The sequence below is a fragment of the Streptomyces sp. NPDC007189 genome, assembly GCF_040703635.1.
Taxonomy (GTDB): Bacteria; Actinomycetota; Actinomycetes; order Streptomycetales; family Streptomycetaceae; genus Streptomyces.
On record NZ_JBEYEY010000020.1, the window covers coordinates 102,470 to 120,938 of the forward strand.

Sequence of the window (18,469 nt, forward strand, 5' to 3'; positions counted from 1 at the left end):
CAGCGCCCGCCCCTTGCTTCGCTCACGCCGCGTCGCCCCCGGCCGGTGCGGGGACGGCGGAGGCCGTCCGGCGCGGGGTGCGGGCGTCCAGCCTCAGGCGCAGCCGGCGCGGGTGGTAGACGGTGGCCAGCGGCACCGGGCGGACGTCCATGCCGGGCTCGCAGGTGACCCGCCAGCGGCCGAGGATGGTGGCGAGCCCGAGGGTGGCCTCGGTGCGTGCGTACAGGTCGCCGATGCACTTGCGGGCGCCGGTGCCGAACGGCACGTAGGCGTGGCGGGAGGCCGGGGCGACACGGTCCGGGAGCCAGCGGTCGGGGTCGAACTTCTCGGGGTTGTCGAAGGCGCCCTCGTACTGGGCGACCGCGGCGGGGCTGAAGACGACGGTGGAGCCGGTGGGCAGCCGGCGGCCCGCGAGCTGGGTCGGTGAGGTGGTGAGGCGGGTGAACAGCCAGGCCGGCGGGTGCAGTCGCAGCGTCTCGGAGATGATCCGGTCGGCCAGGGAGAGGTTCGGCAGGTCGTCCCACTGCGGGGCGCGGCCGCCCAGGACGGTGTCGATCTCGTCGTAGAGCGCGGCCTCGATCCGCGGGTGCTGGGAGAGCAGGTAGAAGACCCAGGTGAGGGTGCCGGCGACGGTCTCGGTGCCGGCCGCCATGACGGTGATGACCTGGTCGTGGATCTCCTTGTCGCCGAGCCGGCCGCCGTCGTCGTCGCGGGAGGCGATCAGGGCGGCGAGCAGGTCGTCGCGCTCGGTGTCGGAGCTGCGGTAGTCGTCGATGAGCCGCTGGGTGGTCTCGTGCAGGAAGTCCAGGTTGCTCCGGTAGCGGCGCTGGGAGGGCAGGGGCAGCCGGCGGATCGAGGCCGGCAGGAACATCTGCCGGAACAGGCCGTTGAGGACGACGTCGAAGGAACGTTCCACCCTGGCCGCCAATTCGGGGCTGACGGGTGTGGAGTACAGGGTGCGGCCGACCGTGCGCAGGGCCATGCCGTACATCTCCTTGAAGGCGTCGACGACCATGCCGTCCTGCCAGCGCGACGCCGTGGCCTCGATCTCGGCGCGCATGGCCTCGGCGTACCGCTTGAGCTGGCCGCGGGTGAACGCCGACTGCATCAGCCGGCGCTGGCGGCGGTGGTCGGCGAACGGGCAGGTGACCAGGCCGTTGCCGGCGATGTCCCGGGCGCGGTCGTAGAAGACGCCGCCCTTGTCGAAGATGCGGTCGTTGGTCAGGACGTGCCGCAGCAGGTCGGGGTGGGTCGGTACGTAGGCCCTGGTGGGGCCGATCCTGATCTCGACCAGGTCGCCGTGGGCCGACAGCGACGTCATGAAGTTCACGGGGTGGCGCATCATCTGCAGGGCGTGTCCCACGACGGGCAGCGCCCCGGGCGCCGCTCCCGCCGAGAAGGTGGTCTGCTCGGTCATTCGATTCTCAACTTCCCGTGTTTACTGAGCCGGTGGGCGGCGCTGCTAGCGGGCGGTGCTGCCGAGCTCCTCCAGGTAGCCCTGGGCGCCGGCGGCGAGCGCGAACTCGGCGTCGTAGCGGCCCGAGGAGCGGTGCCAGTCGTAGGAGCCGCGGATCACGGTGCGCACGGCGTCGTTGCGGTAGCGCTCCAGGGCCACGCGCTCGGCCTCGTCGAGCCGGTAGATGTCGGCGACCCGCGGCAGGCAGGACTCCAGCAGGAGGTACTGCTCCAGGCGGACGCGCACCTCGCTCTGGATGTGGGCGACGCTGCGGTCCTTGGACCAGCCGTGCTCCCGGCGCAGGATCATGACCATGTTGTTCTGCTCGCCGCGGGCCTCTTCCTTCTCCAGCGAGGCGATGTCGTTGAGCAGCAGATTGACGTCGACGGCGATCTGGAGCACCGCGGAGAGCACGGCGCTGTCGAAGACCCGGTGCGGCACCTCGAAGCGGCCCGCGCGTTCGGCCAGGTCGACCGTCGGCTGCACCCCGATGGTCTGCCGGCGCACGGCCAGGTACTGGGCGGCCGAGTTGTACGGCGTGTCCCAGAAACGGCTCTCCGCCTCGTCGACGTAGCCGTGGAAGTAGCTGCGCCAGTGCCGGGCGCTGCGCGCGCACCAGGCGGGTGTCATGCCCTCGCAGGTGCGCCGCCAGATGTCGGCGAAGCCGTGGGCGATGGGGGGCGCGGTGTCGGGCAGGGGGCCGTCCAGCGCCGCCGCGACCGCGTCGGTGAGCTGTTGGGCCTCCTCGGGGTTCTCGCCGCGCGGCCCGTCGAAGAGGTCGTCGAAGAGGAAGAACCACGACATCAGGTCGACGCCCAAGTCCAGGTCGGCACCGGTGGCGTGGGGGTAGAAGCGGGAGGCCAGGTCGGCGTAGCCGCCGCGCAGATGGCGTTCGGCCGCCGCCTCGGACTTGATCAGCCCGAGCGAGCGCGGCCAGGCGAGCTGGTCTGCGTCGGCGCGGGCGTGATCCGGGCTCTGCCGGCTCGGCAGGGGTATGTGGAAGTCGACGTCCTGGGGCATGGGGGAATCCTCGGGAGTGGGTGGCAAAGGGGCAGCGGGCACGGTGGTGCTTTGACGGGCGTGCTGCGCTGATCAGAGAGTCGGAAGTCGCAAAAGGGGCATACGGGTACGGCGGCCGGCCCGGGCTCAGACCTCGCGGTCGACGACGAACCGCCCCAGCGCGAGGAGTTCGTCCCGCGCGCCGGCGTCCAGCTCGACAGCGCGCAGCGCCTCCTCGGCCAGCGCCATCCGCCGCGCGGCCTCGGCCAGCGCCCAGTCCCGGCCGCCGGCGCCCTCGATCAGGCCGGCCACGCGCCGCAGCTCCTCCTCACCGGGTTCGCCGGGCGTGGTGAACCAGGCGGCCAGCTCGGCGCCGAGCGGACCCTCCTGGTTCAGCGCGTGGGTCACCGGCAGGGACTTCTTGCGGGAGCGCAGATCGGAGTGGACCGGCTTGCCGGTGGCGGCCGGGTCCCCCCAGATGCCGAGAACGTCGTCGACGAGCTGGAAGGCGATCCCGACCTGGTCGCCGTACAGCGCCAGCGCGTCCACCGTCGCCTCCGGCGCCCCGGCGAGGACCGCGCCGATCGCGGCGCTCGCCGACAGCAGCGCACCGGTCTTGCCCGCGGCCATGTCGACGCACTCGGCGACCGTGACGTGCGCGCGCTGCTCGAAGGCCAGGTCCTGCACCTGGCCGCGGATCAGATGCCGGGTGGTGCGCGCCAGCAGCCGGGCGGCGGGCGCGGCCGTCGGCAGCCCGGTGTCCAGCAGCACCTCCTGGGCGAGCGCCAGCAACGCGTCACCGGTCAGGATCGCGCTGGAGGGACCCCACAGCTTCCACACCGTGCGCCGGTGGCGGCGCTCCTCGTCACCGTCCATCAGATCGTCGTGCACCAGGGAGAAGTTGTGCACGAGCTCCACGGCGACGGCGCCGGGCAGGGCCACCTCGGGCGGTGCGCCGACCGCCTGCGCCGACAGCAGCGCGAGCGCCGGCCGTACGGCCTTGCCGGCATCCGCGCTGGTGGGCGCACCCCCGGCGGTGATCCAGCCGAAGTGGTAGGCCGCCTGGTGACGTGAGCGGTGGTCGAGCCGGTCGACGGCGGCGCGCAGCGCCGGGGTGATCGTGACCCGGCTGTGGCTGAGGCAGGCCGGAGCGGCGCTCATGCGGCCACCTCCGCGCGCCAGGGGCCGGCCGGGTCGTCGAAGATGCTGACGACCTGGCGCATGATGCGCCGTTCGGCCGGGTCGAAGGCCTGCTTGGCGTGGACGGTGCCGAGCTGGTCCCACATCACGATGTCCCCGGGCTGCCAGGTGTGGACGTAGGTGTACTGGGGCTTGCCCGCGTGCGACAGCAGCTCGTCGAGCAGCTTGCGGCTCTCGTCCGGGGCGAGGTCCACGATCCGCTGCGTGTTCAGGGTGCTGATGTACACCGACTGGCGGCCGGTGCGCGGATTGCGGGCGATGAGCGGGTGGATGGTGGAGGTGCCGTCCTCGGGCTGGATCTCCTCAGTGCTTTCACCGAGGGACACCTCGCCCTGCAGCTCCTCCTCGATGGTCTCCTCGTAGCCGGTGCGCAGCGCGTGGCGGACCCGGTAGGAGTGCAGGCGCCGGCGCTCCTCGGGCGACAGCGACTCGTACAGGGCGTACATGTCGGTGAACAGGGTCTGCCCGCCGCCGGAGGACGGCACTTCCACGGCCTCCAGGAAGCCGACCTGGGAGACCCGGGGGCGGAAGGAGTAGTCGGTGTGCCAGCCCATCCAGTCGGCGTCGCCGACACCGATCTTGCGGCCGTCCTCCACCAGGTTGGAGACGATCAGGATCTCGTTGTGGTCGGGGTGCGCGCCGCTGGTCAGACCGGTCTTCGGGATGTACCCGAAGCGGCGGCCGAAGGCCAGGAACTCCTCGCAGGAGGGCCGCTCGTGGCCGCGGAAGACCAGGACGAGATGCTCGTCGAGCGCCGCCCAGACCTCCTCCACCTGGGTCTCGTCCGTCTCGCCGGTGACCTGGGCGCCGTGCACGACGGCGCCGAAAGCGGCGCCGGGTATCGGCGTTACGTCCATGGGCGTTGCCGCCTTTCGCAGAGGGGATGGGGTGGTCAGCGCAGCTCGAGGCCCGCGAGGTCGCCCGCCTCGCGCCAGCGCCTGAGGATGTTCACGAACTCCACCGAGCCGCCGCCGTAACTGGAGTTGAGCAGCGGCAGCCCGCTCGGGTCGCCCTCGTTGTTGTAGAGGCCGGGCGTGCAGTTCTCCAGGAAGTCGAGGTCGTTGCTGGCGAGCCGGAGGATCTCCTCCACCCATTCCTTCTCGCCGGCCTCGGACGCCTCCACGACCCGGTGGCCGCGCTCCTCCACGCACCTGACGACGTACGCCAGGTGCCGGGTCTGCTCGCCCAGCATGTAGGCGATGTTGACGTGCCGGCCGGCCTGGACCTTGGACAGGATGAAGCAGTTCGGGAAGCCGTGCACCTGCAGTCCGTGCAGGGTGCGCGCCCCGTCCGCCCACTTCTGCGACAGCTTCACACCGCCCCGGCCGACGATGTCGTAGCCGGCGCGGTCGGTGTACGGGACGGCGAACTCGTGCTCGTAGCCGGTGGCGAACACCAGGCAGTCCACCGGGTACTCCCGGCCGTTCGCGACCACCCCGGCCGGGGTGAGCCGCTCCACGCCCCGCCCCTGGGTGTCGACGAGGGTCACGTTGGGCCGGTTGAAGGTCTGCAGGTACTCGTCGTGGAAGCAGGGACGCTTGCAGTACACGCGGTAGTACGGCTTGAGGGCGGCGGCGGTCGCGGGGTCGGTGACGACGCTGTCGATGCGGGCGCGCAGCTCCTCCATCTTCAGGAAGTCCGCCCGCTCGGCGGCGAGCGCCCGCTCCTTCGGGTCGCCTCCCGTGTCGCCGGTGGGCAGGATGGCGGCGGCCAGCTTGGCCGTGGTCTGGGTCCAGCGGTCCTGGACCAGGTCCTCGTCCTGCGGAACGCCGGAGGTCAGCGCGTGGAAGTTCTCCATCCGGCGCTGCTGCCAGCCCGGTTCGAGGCTGTCCGCCCAGCCGGGCGGGGTGGGCCGGTTGCCGCGGACGTCGACGGCGGCCGGGGTGCGCTGGAAGACGACGAGCCGCTCGGCCCACTCGGCGAGGTGCGGGGCCAGTTGGACGGTCGTCGAGCCGGTGCCGATGACCCCGACCGTCTTGTCCTTCAGCTTGGTCAGGCCGCCGGTGCTGTCGCCGCCGGTGTAGTCGAAGTCCCAGCGGCTGGTGTGGAAGGAGTGCCCGGCGAACGTCTCCAGGCCCGGCAGCGCCGGGAGTTTGGGCCGGTGCATCAGACCGATCGACATGGCCACGTACCGGGCCCGGAACACATCCCCGCGGTCCGTGCTCACCAGCCACGTCCCGGCGGCCTCGTCCCAGCGCAGCTCGGTGACGGCGGTCTGGAACAGGGCGTCGCGGTACAGGTCGTACGTGCGGGCGATCTTCTGCAGGTGGGCGAAGATCTCGGGCCCGGTGGCGTACTTCTCGGTGGGTATCGTGCCGATCTCCTCCAGCAGCGGCATGTAGATGTAGCTCTCGACGTCGCACCGGACACCGGGGAAGCGGTTCCAGTACCAGGTGCCGCCGACGTCGCCGGCCTCGTCGATCAGCCGGATCCGCTCCAGGCCGGTCTCCTTGCGCAGATGGGCGCCGGTCAGCAGACCGCCGATGCCGGCGCCGACGACGGCGACGTCCACCTCGTCGGCAAGCGGCTCGCGCTCTGGCCGCTCGGTGTACGGGTCGCGGGCGTACCGGCGGAAGTCACCGCGCGCGAACTGGTAGGTGCGGCCGAAGCGGCGCTTGTCGCGTTCCTGCCGGTACTTCTCCCTCACCGCCTCCAGGTCGATGGCCGGTGTTTCCTCGCTTCGGTCGTCGCTTTCGGCGCGGGCCACAGCTCCTCCTCGGGGGAAGGGGGCGGAAGGGAAACATGACGCCATACGTCGTCGAACTGATCGCGCAGCCGCAGCGGGGCGTCGGGGTTGCTGAAGAGATAGAAACGGTCGGAGCCCAGGGCCTCCCACACGAGGTCGGCGACGTCCTCGGCGCTCACCGAGGTGTCGCCGCCCGCGCCGCGCGGAGCCGTCAGGCCCTGCACCATGGGGGTGTCGACCCGGCCGGGACACAGCACCGACACCCGCACCCCGGTGCCTTTCAGATCGGCGCGCAGAGAGCGGGCCACCGCGAGATCGGCGTGCTTGGAGGCGGCGTAGGCGGCGCTGCCCGCACCGACGACGAAGGCGGACATCGAAGCGGTGTGGACCAGATGGGCGGGCCGGCCGCGCTCCAGCAGCCGGGGGACGAAGGCACGGGCCACCAGGACGTGCGCCCAGTGGTTCACCTCGAACACCTGCCGCATCCGCTCCAGCGGCACCTCCCACAGGGGCTGTCCCACCGGACCGAGGACCCCGGCGTTGTTGCACACCACGTCGATGTCGCCGAGCAGGCCGAACGCCGTGTCCGCGAGCCGTTCGACGGCGTCCGGGTCGGTCAGGTCGGCGGTCACGGCGGTGACGTCGGCGCCCTGCGCGGCCAGTTCGGCGGCCCGGCGGTGCAGTGCGTCGCCCGCGACGTCCGCCATGACCACACCGGCGCCGGCCCGTGCGAAGCGGGCGCTGAGGGCGAGACCGATACCGCTGGCCGCGCCGGTCACCACCGCTGCCCTTGCCTGTACGTGCACGTGGCTTGCCTCCGCTTCTGCGCGCGGGCACGCCGACGAACGGCGCGCCGTTGCCCACGAGAAGGTCTGGATCAGATCGCGCCGTTCGAGCAGCGCGGGCATCAGCCGGGGTCGGGGAGCTTCAGGCTGATCACGAGAACGGTCACCGAGAAACACGCCAGCAGGGCGAGCACGCCCACGGCCGCCGACACCGTCGACAGCGCACCGGCCAGGGAGACATAGAGGGTTCCGCCGACGGTCGCGCCCAGCGCGGTCGCCATCTGCTGGCTGGTCACCAGCACACCGCTGCCCATGCCGGCCTGCGCGGAGGGTACGTCGGCGAGGATCATCCGGAACAGCGTCGGGCCGATCAGCGCCGCGCCCATGCCGAAGAAGGCGATCCCGACGAGCACGAGCACCAGGGAGGGATGCGGCCAGCCCAGCCGGACGACCAGCGCCAGCAGCAGCACGCCCGCGCCCTGCACGAGGGCGCCCAGGGTGACGATCCGGCCGCCCAGGGCCGACGCGATCCTCGGGGTGAACAGCGTGACCGCGAAGAACGCCACGGCGAACGGCGACAGCACCGCACCGGAGGCGAGCCCGTCGAACCCGAAGTGGCCCTGCGCGAGAAGCGCGTAGACGAACAGGAAGGCGCCGAAGCCGGCCGAGAACGGCACCACCGCCGCCAGTCCCCTGCGCATCCCCGGATGCGACAGCACCGACGGGGACAGCAGCGGTGAGCCGCCCCGCGCCTCCAGTCCGCGTTCGGCCCGCGCCAGCGCCAGCGCCCCCACCGCGGCGACCACGAGCAGCGACCACAGCCACAGCGGCCAGCCCAGGTCGGGGCCCGCCACCACCACGGCCAGGACACAGACCATGGTCACGCCGAACAGCACGGTGCCCACCGGGTCGAAGCCCGGCCTCGCGCCGGCCCTGGTCGCCGGGACGCGCCGGACGGCCAGCAGCGCGGCCACCCCGATCGGCACATTGATCGCGAAGACCGACCGCCAGCCCATCCCGGCGACGTCCAGCGAGACCAGCAGCCCGCCGAGGATCTGCCCGACGACCATGCCGAGGGCCGCGGTCGCGCCGTACAGGCCGATCGCACGGGCGCGCGCCTGGCCGGCCGTGGCCGCCTGGATCGTCGCCAGCACCTGCGGTACGAGCATGGCGGCGGCGGCCCCCTGCAGCAGCCGGGCCGCGACGAGGAACTCGATGGTCGGGGCGGCCCCGCACAGCGCCGAGGTGACGGTGAACGCGGCCAGCCCGTAGGCGTACAGGCGCCGCCTGCCGAACGCGTCGCCCAGCCGTCCGCCCAGCACCAGGCCGAGGGCGTAGGTGAGGCCGTAGCCGGACACCACCAGCTCCAGCGCGGCGGGGCCGCCGTGGAGGTCGTCACTGATCGAGGTCAGCGCCACATTGACGATGGAGGCGTCCACGATGGACAGGGCGTATCCGGTGAGCACCACCACGAGGGCGATGCCGCCGAGCCCCGCGGCGGCCGGTTGTGTACGGGTCGAGGACTCCGGTGTCGCTGTGGGCCCCTGCAGAGGGGGGAGGCCCTCGCGGTTCGTCATGCGCTGCCTACCAGGCGTGTGTGGGGGGACGGTTGAGACGGGTGCGGGGCACCACCGTCACTCGACGGTGGTGGGGGTGCCGGTGATCTTCGACATGATCCCCTTGGAGGCGTCCTTCGCGGACTGCGGCCAGGGGGTCAGCGCGTTGAACCCGCGGTGCGAAGAGGCGGGCTGGATGCGGGTGTCCATCGACATCCGCATGCCGGCCGGGTTCAGCGACACGTTCGGGATGGACTTGTGGCACATGAAGGCGTGGAAGACGAGCACGTCACCCGGCTCCATGGGCGAGAACAGCAGCTGCTCGTCCGCGCCGAACTCCTCCGCCGGGATACCGCGCACCGGGTGGCCGAATCGGCGGAAGTTCTCGGTGACGACGTGCTCGCGCGGCCCCTTCTTGTGACTGCCGTCGGCGACGGCGACCCCGCCTGTGTCGCGGGTCGTCGCCAGCAGCGGTATCCAGGCGGTGCGGAAGTCCTTGTTCGGGCCTATGTAGAAGCCGTCCTGGTGCAGCGGCGTCAGAAAGCTCGGCTCCGCGGAGCCCGCGGCGGAGGGGTAGTAGCGGATCGTCGTCGACTTGAACACGAAGACGGGCTCGCCGAACACCTTCTCCCAGACCTTGAGGCTCGAGGGGTGGTTCCACAGGTCGTCGTACCTGACGTAGTCGTGCATCGCCACCTCGTCGACCGCCTCGAAGGACTCGATGGTGAGGGTGTCGAGCGTGGTGCCGGGCGCGGCATGACCGAGCGCGACCAGGCCCTCGAGCATCTGCTCGGCGGCGGTCCGCACCAGCTCGCCGTCCAGGACACCGCGCAGATAGAGGTAGCCGTGCTCGTCGTAGAACCGGTCGAGGGCCTCACGGTCGTCGAGAAGAGGCGTGCAGTCGACGTAGTCGCCGAAGGTGTCCGTCATGGTTCCTTGTCCTCGTGACTGTACGTGGGGGAAGGGTTCCGCTCGTGCGAGGCCACTCAGAAGGTGACGGGGATTTCATCGAACCCGCCGGTGATCCGGTGCTCCTGCCAGCGCAGCGACTCCTCGGGCACCGCCAGCCGCAGGCCGGGCAGTTGGCGAAACAGCCGCTCGAACACCGCGGTCAGCTCGATCCGGGCCAGCGTGCGGCCGATGCAGTGCCGCACGCCGTGCCCGAACGCCAGATGCGACTTGGGCTTGTGCCGGCCCAGGTCGAACAGATCGCTGTCCGGGAACGCCCGGCTGTCGTAGTTGGCCGCGCCGATGGCCAGCATCACCGCGTCCCCGGTCCGGATCACCGTCCCGCCGACGGCGATGTCGCTGTGCGCGTAGCGGGGGATGATCGCGTTGGATCCCTTGCCGCCCACGCCCAGGCGCAGGATCTCCTCGACCGCGGCCGGCGCGAGGTCCGGATTCTCCGCCAGCAGCGCACACTGCGCCGGATTGCGCAACAGCAGCAGCGTGCCCAGGTCGATACGGACGATGGTGGTCTCGTAGCCGAACAGCAGCACCGCGTTGCCCAACTGGGCGATCTCCGCGTCGGACAGCGCTCCGTCGTCCTCGGCGATCAGCTCCGACAGGATGTCGTCGCCGGGCTCGGTGCGCTTGCGCGCCACCAGCTCCGTCGTGTAGTCGACCACCTGCTGAAAGGTGTTCGCCGAGTGCTGGTTGTCGCTCTGGTCGAAGGTGCCCCTCGCCCACTGCCCGAACCGCTCCCGGTCGGCCAGCGGCACGCCGAGCAGATCGCAGACCACCATGGTCGGCAACGGAAACGACAGCGCACGGTGCAGGTCGACCGGCGGGGCACTGGCCGCCAACTGGTCCAGCAGCTCGTCCACGTGATGCTCGATCCGGCTCTTCATCAGCCGCATCCGGCGCGTGGAGAACCGGGGCACCAGCAGCCGGCGCATCCGCGTGTGCCTGACGGTCTCGGTGTCGAAGTCGTCCCCGGCCATCAGCGCGACCATGAAGGCCCTGGCCGCGCTCTTGGCCGACCCGTCCGGCTTGGGATTGCTCAGACCGAGCCGGCGGTCGGCGAGCAGCGCCCTCACCTCGTCGTAACGGGTGACCAGCCAGGCGTCCTCACCGGCGGTCCCCACCCTGGTGATCGGCCCCTCCTGCTGCAGTGCACGCATCTGGGGCGCGATGCCGAGCACGTCCGGATTGTCGAAAGGTAACCGCGGAAGTTCCTTCATCAGCCTGTCCTCGCAGCGTCGTGCAGGGGATTCGTCGGGCATCCGGGCACGCCGACGGCATCGCTGGCGTCGGGTGCGCTGCGCGCCGGTTCAGGGCGCGCCGAAGCGGCGGCCGCCGCTTCGGCGGCCGACCGTTGCTGACGTGCGGGTGGTGCGGACGCCGGGCCGGCGAGGAACTACAGAGACGACCCGACGAGCAGGGCCAGGTCGATGAGACGGTTCGAGTAACCCCACTCGTTGTCGTACCAGCCGACGACCTTGACCTGCGGGCCGGACACCCGGGTGAGCCCGGCGTCGAAGACACAGGAGGCCGGGTCGCCCACGATGTCGGTGCTGACCAACGGCGCGTCCACGTACGACAGCAGGCCCTTGTACGGCCCCGAGGCCGCCGCCGCGTACGCCTCCTTCACCTCGTCCACCGTCGTACCGCGGCGGGTGGTGACCGTGAGGTCGGTGACCGAACCGGTGGGCACGGGCACCCGCAGGGCGAAGGCGTCCAGCCGGCCGGCGAGTTCCGGCAGGACGAGACCGATGGCCTTGGCGGCGCCACTGGAGGTCGGCACGATGTTCAGCGCCGCGGCCCTGGCCCGGCGCAGGTCCTTGTGCGGGGCGTCCTGGAGGTTCTGGTCCTGCGTGTAGGCGTGGACCGTGGTCATCATGCCGGTGTCGATGCCGACGGCGTCGTGCAGCACCTTGGCCAGTACGGCGAGACAGTTGGTGGTGCAGGAGGCGTTGGAGATGATGGTGTGGCGATCGGGGTCGTAGTCACCGTCGTTGACGCCCATCACCAGCGTGATGTCCTCGCCGCTGGCCGGAGCGGCGATGATGACCTTCTTCGCTCCGCCCTCGACGTGCGAGCGCGCCTTCGCGGCGTCGGTGAAGATGCCGGTGGACTCGATCACGATGTCCACGCCCAGGTCACCCCACGGCAGGGCGCCCGGGTCGCGCTCGGCGAGCACCTTGATCGTCCGGTCACCCACGCGGATCGCGCCCGGCTCGGCGGCGACCTCCTCGGGGAAACGCCCCAGAATCGAGTCGTAGGCGAGCAGGTGGGCCATCGTGGGCACGTCGCCCAGGTCGTTGACGGCGACGATCTCCAGCTCCGAAGACCGCGCGGCCGCCGCACGGAAGACGTTGCGACCGATACGCCCGAAGCCGTTGATGCCGATTCGCACAGTCATGTGGTGGGTTCCTCACCTAGCGCTCTACAAGTCCACTGACGCGCCGTTGCGCCGAGGTGCCATGCACACCGTGCGCCTGGACGAGGCGCCGGCACGCGATCGATCAGGAGCTTATATAAATCTGCGATACATTTCCAGGGTGACATTCACTCAGCGTGCCGACCACGACACCGACTTGAACGTCGGTGACCTCACCAGAGCGATCGAGAACTTCAACCGCTACTACATCCGGCTCCCCGCCGTGCAGAAGCTGTCGTTCACGACACTGTCCGTGCTGGACACACTGGCCACCAGCGGCCCGAAACGGCTGACCGACCTCGCCAAGACCGAGCAGATCAGCCAGCCGGGGCTCACCCAGCTGGTCACCCGGCTCGAACGAGACGGCCTCGTGGAACGCCGCCCCGACCCGGCCGACGGCCGAGCCGTCCTCGTCCACATCACCGACAGTGGCCGAAAGATCGGCCAGTCCCGGCACGAGGACCGGGGCCGTCACCTGACCCCGCTGATCGCCCAGCTGACCCCCGCGGAACGCCAGGCCATCGCCGCGGCCCTGCCGGCCCTGACCCGCCTGGCCCAACTCGGCACCGAAGCCGGACGCTAGGACCCCTCCATGGTGCGCGGAGAGGGCAGGATTCGAACCTGCGTGGACCCCCGAGGGGGTCCGACTCCGGGCGTGCGCCCTTGGTCCCCGATCAGCCACTCCGGGCACCTCTCCCTGCTCCCGGCCTCACGGTCTTCCCGCGGTGCCGTTCACGTGTTTCATGGTGCAGGGGTGGCCTGACACGGCGCTGACGCGCCGTAGGCCCGCGGCCGGCTCGGCACGCTGCTGCCCGGCGAAGGCATCGACCAGCGCCCGAAAGCAGACCGACTCACCTGGACCGGATCCTGGGTGCGGCACGGCAGAGGGCGGGCGCCGCGATCGTCGTCAGCCCTCGGGCCTGGGCGGCGGACTGCTCCGAACGGCGGACGCCACGGATGTGCGGCATTGCGATCATGAAATCACCATGAGCCACTTTTTGCATGATGAGACATGCGATGCGTACGCTCTGCGCCGCCGCCCTTGTGGCCGCTCCCCTCGCCCTGATCGCCACGCCCGCACAAGCCCTGACGTCGTGCACGGTCAACGGCCGTCCCGTGTCCGGTACGACCATCAGCGGTACCGCCGGCTCCGACAACATCACCTGCGGCGCCCTTGGCGTGGGCGACACCGTCAACGGCCTGGGCGGGAGCGACTACATCGTCATCAACGGCGTCGTGGCCGGCACGGTCGACGGCGGCTCCGGCGGCGACTTCATCACGGCCAACGCCGGTACGACGGCGACCGGCAGGATCCTCGGCGGCCCCGACGGCGACTTCATCTCCGTCGGCCCGAACGCCGGCACCGTCGACGGCGGACTCGGGTCGGACTTCTGCCGAGTCGCCTCCGGTAACCCTCCCGTCAACTGCTGACCGACAAGGGGCCCTCCACGGTGGAACGGCCCTCACGCGGGCCTGGCCGGCCGAGCTGGAGGGCCGTCGTACGGTGCTGGAACTCGCGGACGACTTTGCCATGGAGATGCCCCAGGGACCGGCTTCGCATGAGCGCTGGCGCGGTATCCGCGGGCCTGAGCCGCATCCCTGACCGGTGCTGTGGCCGACCGGATGCACGTCGGCGGCGGTCGAATACGTGCGCCTCATCCTCGTTCGCGCTCCGGGTCACCCCGCCGGGTACTGGAATACCCCCGAGGTCCGGCACAGCGGGTTCGTGCCCATGTTCACGATCTCTCCCGACCCCGCCGGAACCGCTCTGATGTGGCCGCCCGCGTGCCCGTGCGGCGTGAGGAAGGCGTCCCAGACCGCGATCCAGTCCTCGGTCCGGCCGGTCTGCGGATCCAGGACCGGCTCGACTCGCGGCACGACCCTGCGCTGGACCACGTAACCGTTGTCCCGGCACTCCAGGAGCCTTTCCTTCCACTCCTGCTCGCCGCACTCCCAGCCGGCGACGATGCCGGCGCCGCCGAAGTCGCCCCGCGGCTTGAGGATCAGCTGCCCGCGCCGCTCCCGGCAGTGTTCGAGCAGGTCGACGGTGGTGCCCTCCACCTCGGCGGGGCCGTCCGCCAGGACTCGGGTCCACGGCAGAACGCGGTCGATCAGCGCGGCCTCGGAAGCGGAGAACGCCGCCCGGTGCAGCGGGTCGGACAGCAGGGCCAGCGTGCCCTTGTTGCCGTAGAGGAAGCTCTCCAGCGGGGTGTAGAGCACCGTGCCGCCGGCCCGGTGCGCCCGGTACACCGGATCGAGGGCGGCCTCCCCCTCCGGGGTGGCGCACAGCTGGTCCACGGAGAAGTAGCGCAGGACGAGGTCCACCGGGGTGCCGTCGAGGTACAGCTTGCCGCCGCGCTCCCGCACCTGGCCGAGTTCCCCGATCCGCAGGTCGACGCCGATCCTGTGCATCATCTCCTGGAAGGAGCGGACCAGATGCAGGTACGGGGCGAGGCCGCCGTCGGCCTCCAGCAGGGCGATGACCGGTGCGTCCCCGTTCGCCACGGGCGCGGCTGCCTCGCGCAGGACGCCGGCGATCACCTCCCCGGTGTGGACGTAGCGGAGCCGGTGCTCGTCGGCGAACGCGGCGAAGGCGTCGACCTCCAGCAGGCAGCGGCTGAGTTCGGCGCGGTCGGTGCCGCCCAGCTGGCTGCCGAGGTTCAGCTCCAGGACCTTGAACGAGTCACCGTCGTGGTACATGTCGGCGCGCCCGTGCAGGGGAGGCGGCCCCCCGCCGAGCCGCCGCATGAAGGCGGCCTTGCGGGCGTCGACGCCCAATGCCTCGCAGAACCTGTCGAGATCACCGTCGAAGAGCCGCTGCGGCAGCGACACCAGAAGCCTGAACAGCTCCGTCAAGTCGTCGTAGACCGCGTTCATCTCGTCCTCGGCGGCGAACATCGGCCGGGGGAGCAGCCGGTGGGCGCAGGACGCGGCGAGCGCGGGCGGCAGCGCGGACTGTGCCACGGCGTGCCGCAGGGCACTGTCCTCGGGGGCGCTGGCCCGCAGATAGGCGCGGGTGACGCGGTCGGTCATGAGGGCTCCCCGAAGATCGGGCCGCGGTGCACCTTGTGCTGGGCGGCCTGTGCGAGTGGCCGGACGACGAGCCGGTCGATGTTGACGTGCGGGGGCAGAGCGAGCGCCCAGCGAATGCACTCGGCGACGTCCTCGGCGGTCAGCGGCCGGTCCACGCCCGCGTACACGGCCTCGGCCCGTCCGGCGTCCCCGCGGTAGCGGTTGAGGGCGAACTCCTCGGTGCGCACCATGCCGGGAGCGATCTCGACGACCCGGACGGGCTCGCCGGACAGTTCCAGGCGGAGGGTTTCGGCGAGGGCGTGCGCGGCATGCTTGACCGCGCTGTAACTGCCACCGCCCTCGTAGTTGACGAAGGCCGCGGTGGAGGTGAGGGCGACCACGGTGCCACCGCCCGCGCCGCGCAGCAGCGGCAGCAGCGCCTGCGTCATGTGCAGCGACCCCATGACATTGACCTCGAAGCCGTGCCGCCAGTCCTCGGGGTCGCTGTCCGCGGCGTGCTCGGAGCCGAAGGCGCCGCCCGCGTTGTTCACCAGGACGTCGCACCGGTCCAGGGCCGCGGCGAACTCCCGCACGGCTGCCCGGTCGGTGATGTCGAGCGGGTACGCCTCCCCGCCGGTCTCCAGGGCCAGTGCCCGCAACCGGTCGGCTCGGCGGGCGACGGCGACCACGTGGTAGCCCTCCTTGGCCAGCCGCCGTGCGGTCGCGGCTCCGATGCCGCTGCTGGCACCGGTCACTACCGCGGTCGGTGTCGTCGTCGTCACTGGGCTTCGCCTTCGGGCCAGTCGCGCATGGTGCGCAACGGGGACAGATAGATGGGGATCCAGACCAGGGCGAGGCCGATGGCTCCCGCCCAGAGGGCGGCGCGTGCGCCGTCGAACTCGCCGATCGCCCCGGCGAGTGCCGAACCGATCGCCAGGGCTCCGGTGAGGACGAACCGCATGGTGGCGTTCATCCTTCCGAGCAGCACGTCGGGGGTGCAGCGCTGCCGGAAACTCACCTGGATGACGTTGTTGACGCCGACCCGGAAGGTGGTGAGCAGCCAGCCCAGGACGGCCGGCCACAGGCCCCAGCCGCTGCTTGCCAGCGGCACGAGGAAGCCGAACGGGGCGACGACGAGTCCGACGATCCACAGGGTCCGGCCCTGGCCGAGTCGTGGTCCGATCCGCTTCGCAGCCCGTGAGCCGAGCAGGACACCGAGTCCGCCCACGGCCAGGTAGAGCCCCAGCACGCCTTCGGAGAGACCGAGATCGTGCACGAAGAGCACCGGCAGCATGGTGACGCTCACCTGGATGGACAGGTTGTTGCAGGCGCTTGCCAGGGCGATGGCGCGCAGCACCGGGCGGCCGGCGACGAAGGCCAGGCCCTCCCTGATCTCCTTGGCCAGGTTCTGGCCCGGCTTGCGCACGGGCGCGGGTTCCGGCTTGCGGACGGCCGTCAGCCAGGCGGCCGACCAGAGGTAGCCGCACGCGTTCACCAGGATGGCGGCCGGGGCCGAGATCAGCTGCACCAGAAAGCCTCCGGCGCTGCGCCCGGCGATCTGGTTGAGGGCGTCCATGCCGACCAGCGTCGCGTTGGCGGCCGGCAGCTGCTCGCGGCCGACGAGGGCCGGCAGGAAGCTCTGCTGGCCGACATCGGCGAAGACCGTGGCCACGCCGGTCAGCAGGACGACGGCGTACAGCTGTCCGATGCCGAGGTGCCCGGTCAGCCAGGTGGCCGGGACCGAGGCGAGCAGCAGCCCGCGCGCCAGGTCCGCGGCGATCATCACCTTGCGCCGCCGCACCCGGTCCACCCACGCGCCGGCGGGAAGGCCGATGAGCAGGAAGGACAGGGTGCTGAGGGTGGCGAGCAGACCGACCTGGCCCGCGTCGGCGTGGAGGGTGGTGACGGCCAGCAGGGGGATGGCGACGTAGCCGATCTGCGTGCCGAGCTTTCCCGCCGCCGCGGCGGTGATGAACCGCCGGAACTGGCGGTCGCGCATGAGCGGCGGCGGGGCGGCGGGCTCCGCCTCCCGGGGTGTCTCCAGGGTTGTCATGTCGTCTCTCCTAGGTGGCCTTCGGGTCACCTGACGTGGAAGCGGATCTGTTCGATCACGCGCTCGCATGTGGCCGAGGCGTCGGCGGCGTCCCGGCCGGTCGCGATGACATAGCCCGAGCTGCAGTCCTTGACCGACCGCAGCGGCGGTACGACATCGCCCACCTGCTTGGACAGGACGACGGCCACGTCGGCCTCCCTGGTCCTGGCCAGCATCGGGACGATGTTTCCGCGGGCGCCGCCCGGCGGGACCTGCAGGACCAGGGCGTCCACCTCGTCGAGGCCGGTGACGGCGGTGATGGTGCCCGGGTCGGGGGTGAAGAAGCGGATCGCCGCGCCGCCGGTCGGCAGGGGCGAGGTCTGCGGCAGGTCCTCGAAGCCGAGCTGGACGCCGAGGAACATCCGGTAGAGATCGACGCCGGTGGCGCGCCGGACGAGGTCCGGTGCGCCGCTGCCGGCGAAGCGGTTGTGCGACTCCAGCACCCGCGGCCCGTCCGCGGTGAGGATGAACTCGCTGTGCGCGGGACCGTCGGTGAGCCCGACGATGTCCAGCAGGCGGCCCACGAGCTCGGTGAGTTCGGCCCGCCATGGCTCGGCGACCGGGCTGGGGGTGCGAACCTCCCACTCCACGAACAGGTCGTTCATCTGGTACTCGGACATGCCGAACACGATGTGACGGCCGCGGTGGGAGAAGGTGTCCACGCTGACCACGGGGCCGTCGAGGAACTCCTCGGCGATGGCGTCCCGGTGACCGGCCTCGGCCAGCGTCTTCCAGGCGGTGGTGGCCTCGTCCGGGGTGTGCGCGACATGGATCTGGATGCTGGCGACCCCGTCCGAGGGCTTGACGACGATTCGGCCGCCGACGGAGCGGGCGAACTCCGCCGCCTCCTCCGCGCTGGTGATCACCGCGTGGCGGACGGGGCTGACGCCGTGTTCGGCGAGCAGCTTGCGGGTGATCGCCTTGTCCTTCAGCGCGCGGGCGGTGAAGGCGCTGGTGCCGGGGATGCCGAGGGCGTCCGCCACCTCGCCGGCCGCGATGGCGGCTTCCTCGGTGGCCGAAAGAACCCGGTCGAAGGGCTTTTCCTCGTGCAGCGGGCGCAGGACGGCGAGAATCGACTCGCTGTCATTGATCGTCGCGTGGACGATCTGTGCGCAGTGGTCGGCGAACTCGTCCTCGTACTTTCCCTCTTCGTGGACGAGGACGATCTCGACCCCGAATTCCCGGGCGGTGGTGACAGGTTGCGGCTTTCCGCCGACAAGGACTATTCGGGGCATGGGTGTTCTCCGTTCGAAAATGCGCGAAAGAGACTGTGCCTACAGTGGCACGGGCCCGGGAGCGGG

At 71.2% G+C, this 18,469-nt stretch carries 16 protein-coding genes and 1 tRNA gene; 2 read left to right on the forward strand and 15 right to left on the reverse strand.

Features of this window, described 5'->3' with window-relative positions; all coding sequences use genetic code 11:
• Positions 1 to 22 precede the first annotated feature (22 nt).
• From ptlI to gap, 10 genes are all read right to left on the reverse strand, one after another.
• Entirely contained in the window at positions 23 to 1,417 is a 1,395-nt protein-coding gene (gene ptlI / locus AB0950_RS32960) for a pentalenene oxygenase (protein ID WP_360575155.1), read from the reverse strand.
• A 45-nt stretch (positions 1,418 to 1,462) separates the two neighbouring features.
• Positions 1,463 to 2,476 carry a pentalenene synthase gene (ptlA, locus tag AB0950_RS32965; protein ID WP_366780067.1) on the reverse strand — a complete coding sequence of 338 codons (1,014 nt, stop codon included), beginning with the start codon at positions 2,474 to 2,476 and terminating at the stop codon, positions 1,463 to 1,465.
• 126 nt (positions 2,477 to 2,602) lie between these two features.
• Positions 2,603 to 3,616 (reverse strand): polyprenyl synthetase family protein, encoded by a 1,014-nt coding sequence (locus AB0950_RS32970; protein ID WP_366780068.1) that lies wholly within the window; start codon positions 3,614 to 3,616, stop codon positions 2,603 to 2,605.
• Entirely contained in the window at positions 3,613 to 4,512 is a 900-nt protein-coding gene (ptlD, locus tag AB0950_RS32975; RefSeq protein WP_360575158.1) for a neopentalenolactone/pentalenolactone F synthase, read from the reverse strand. Before ptlD ends, AB0950_RS32970 begins: the two co-directional genes overlap by 4 nt.
• 35 nt (positions 4,513 to 4,547) lie before the next feature.
• The gene (gene ptlE / locus AB0950_RS32980) at positions 4,548 to 6,362 is read right to left on the reverse strand and encodes a neopentalenolactone/pentalenolactone D synthase (RefSeq protein ID WP_366780069.1); all 1,815 of its coding nucleotides are present in this window, start codon (positions 6,360 to 6,362) and stop codon (positions 4,548 to 4,550) included.
• Complete coding sequence (gene ptlF / locus AB0950_RS32985) at positions 6,299 to 7,147, reverse strand: 1-deoxy-11-beta-hydroxypentalenate dehydrogenase (protein WP_360160295.1); 849 nt, start codon at positions 7,145 to 7,147, stop codon at positions 6,299 to 6,301. Before ptlF ends, ptlE begins: the two co-directional genes overlap by 64 nt.
• A gap of 101 nt (positions 7,148 to 7,248) precedes the next feature.
• On the reverse strand, positions 7,249 to 8,703 hold the full coding sequence (locus tag AB0950_RS32990; protein ID WP_360160296.1) for an MFS transporter: 1,455 nt from the start codon (positions 8,701 to 8,703) through the stop codon (positions 7,249 to 7,251).
• Positions 8,704 to 8,760: 57 nt separating this feature from the next.
• On the reverse strand, positions 8,761 to 9,612 hold the full coding sequence (gene ptlH, locus AB0950_RS32995; RefSeq protein ID WP_360160297.1) for a 1-deoxypentalenic acid 11-beta-hydroxylase: 852 nt from the start codon (positions 9,610 to 9,612) through the stop codon (positions 8,761 to 8,763).
• Positions 9,613 to 9,668: 56 nt separating this feature from the next.
• On the reverse strand, positions 9,669 to 10,865 hold the full coding sequence (gene penM / locus AB0950_RS33000; RefSeq protein ID WP_366780070.1) for a pentalenolactone synthase: 1,197 nt from the start codon (positions 10,863 to 10,865) through the stop codon (positions 9,669 to 9,671).
• A gap of 176 nt (positions 10,866 to 11,041) precedes the next feature.
• A complete protein-coding gene (gene gap, locus AB0950_RS33005) occupies positions 11,042 to 12,046 on the reverse strand; it encodes a type I glyceraldehyde-3-phosphate dehydrogenase (RefSeq protein WP_360160299.1) in 1,005 nt (334 codons plus the stop codon).
• A gap of 139 nt (positions 12,047 to 12,185) precedes the next feature.
• On the opposite strand from gap, the gene AB0950_RS33010 reads away from it, so the two are divergent.
• The gene (locus AB0950_RS33010) at positions 12,186 to 12,647 is read left to right on the forward strand and encodes a MarR family transcriptional regulator (protein ID WP_360160300.1); all 462 of its coding nucleotides are present in this window, start codon (positions 12,186 to 12,188) and stop codon (positions 12,645 to 12,647) included.
• A gap of 17 nt (positions 12,648 to 12,664) precedes the next feature.
• Here the strand turns inward: AB0950_RS33010 and AB0950_RS33015 are convergent.
• A tRNA-Val gene (locus tag AB0950_RS33015) sits at positions 12,665 to 12,761 on the reverse strand.
• A gap of 320 nt (positions 12,762 to 13,081) precedes the next feature.
• Here AB0950_RS33015 and AB0950_RS33020 point away from each other — a divergent pair.
• The gene (locus tag AB0950_RS33020; protein ID WP_360160301.1) at positions 13,082 to 13,495 is read left to right on the forward strand and encodes a hypothetical protein; all 414 of its coding nucleotides are present in this window, start codon (positions 13,082 to 13,084) and stop codon (positions 13,493 to 13,495) included.
• Positions 13,496 to 13,741: 246 nt separating this feature from the next.
• Here AB0950_RS33020 and AB0950_RS33025 read toward each other — a convergent pair whose 3' ends face one another.
• From AB0950_RS33025 to AB0950_RS33040, 4 genes are read right to left on the reverse strand one after another with little or no spacing between them, the layout of a single operon-like run.
• Entirely contained in the window at positions 13,742 to 15,097 is a 1,356-nt protein-coding gene (locus AB0950_RS33025; protein WP_360160302.1) for a hypothetical protein, read from the reverse strand.
• Positions 15,094 to 15,858 carry an SDR family NAD(P)-dependent oxidoreductase gene (locus tag AB0950_RS33030; RefSeq protein ID WP_360575164.1) on the reverse strand — a complete coding sequence of 255 codons (765 nt, stop codon included), beginning with the start codon at positions 15,856 to 15,858 and terminating at the stop codon, positions 15,094 to 15,096. Before AB0950_RS33030 ends, AB0950_RS33025 begins: the two co-directional genes overlap by 4 nt.
• Positions 15,855 to 17,129: an MFS transporter gene (locus tag AB0950_RS33035; protein ID WP_366780071.1), complete on the reverse strand. Its 1,275-nt coding sequence runs from the start codon at positions 17,127 to 17,129 to the stop codon at positions 15,855 to 15,857. Before AB0950_RS33035 ends, AB0950_RS33030 begins: the two co-directional genes overlap by 4 nt.
• A gap of 26 nt (positions 17,130 to 17,155) precedes the next feature.
• On the reverse strand, positions 17,156 to 18,403 hold the full coding sequence (locus AB0950_RS33040) for an ATP-grasp domain-containing protein (protein WP_366780072.1): 1,248 nt from the start codon (positions 18,401 to 18,403) through the stop codon (positions 17,156 to 17,158).
• Positions 18,404 to 18,469: the final 66 nt, after the last annotated feature.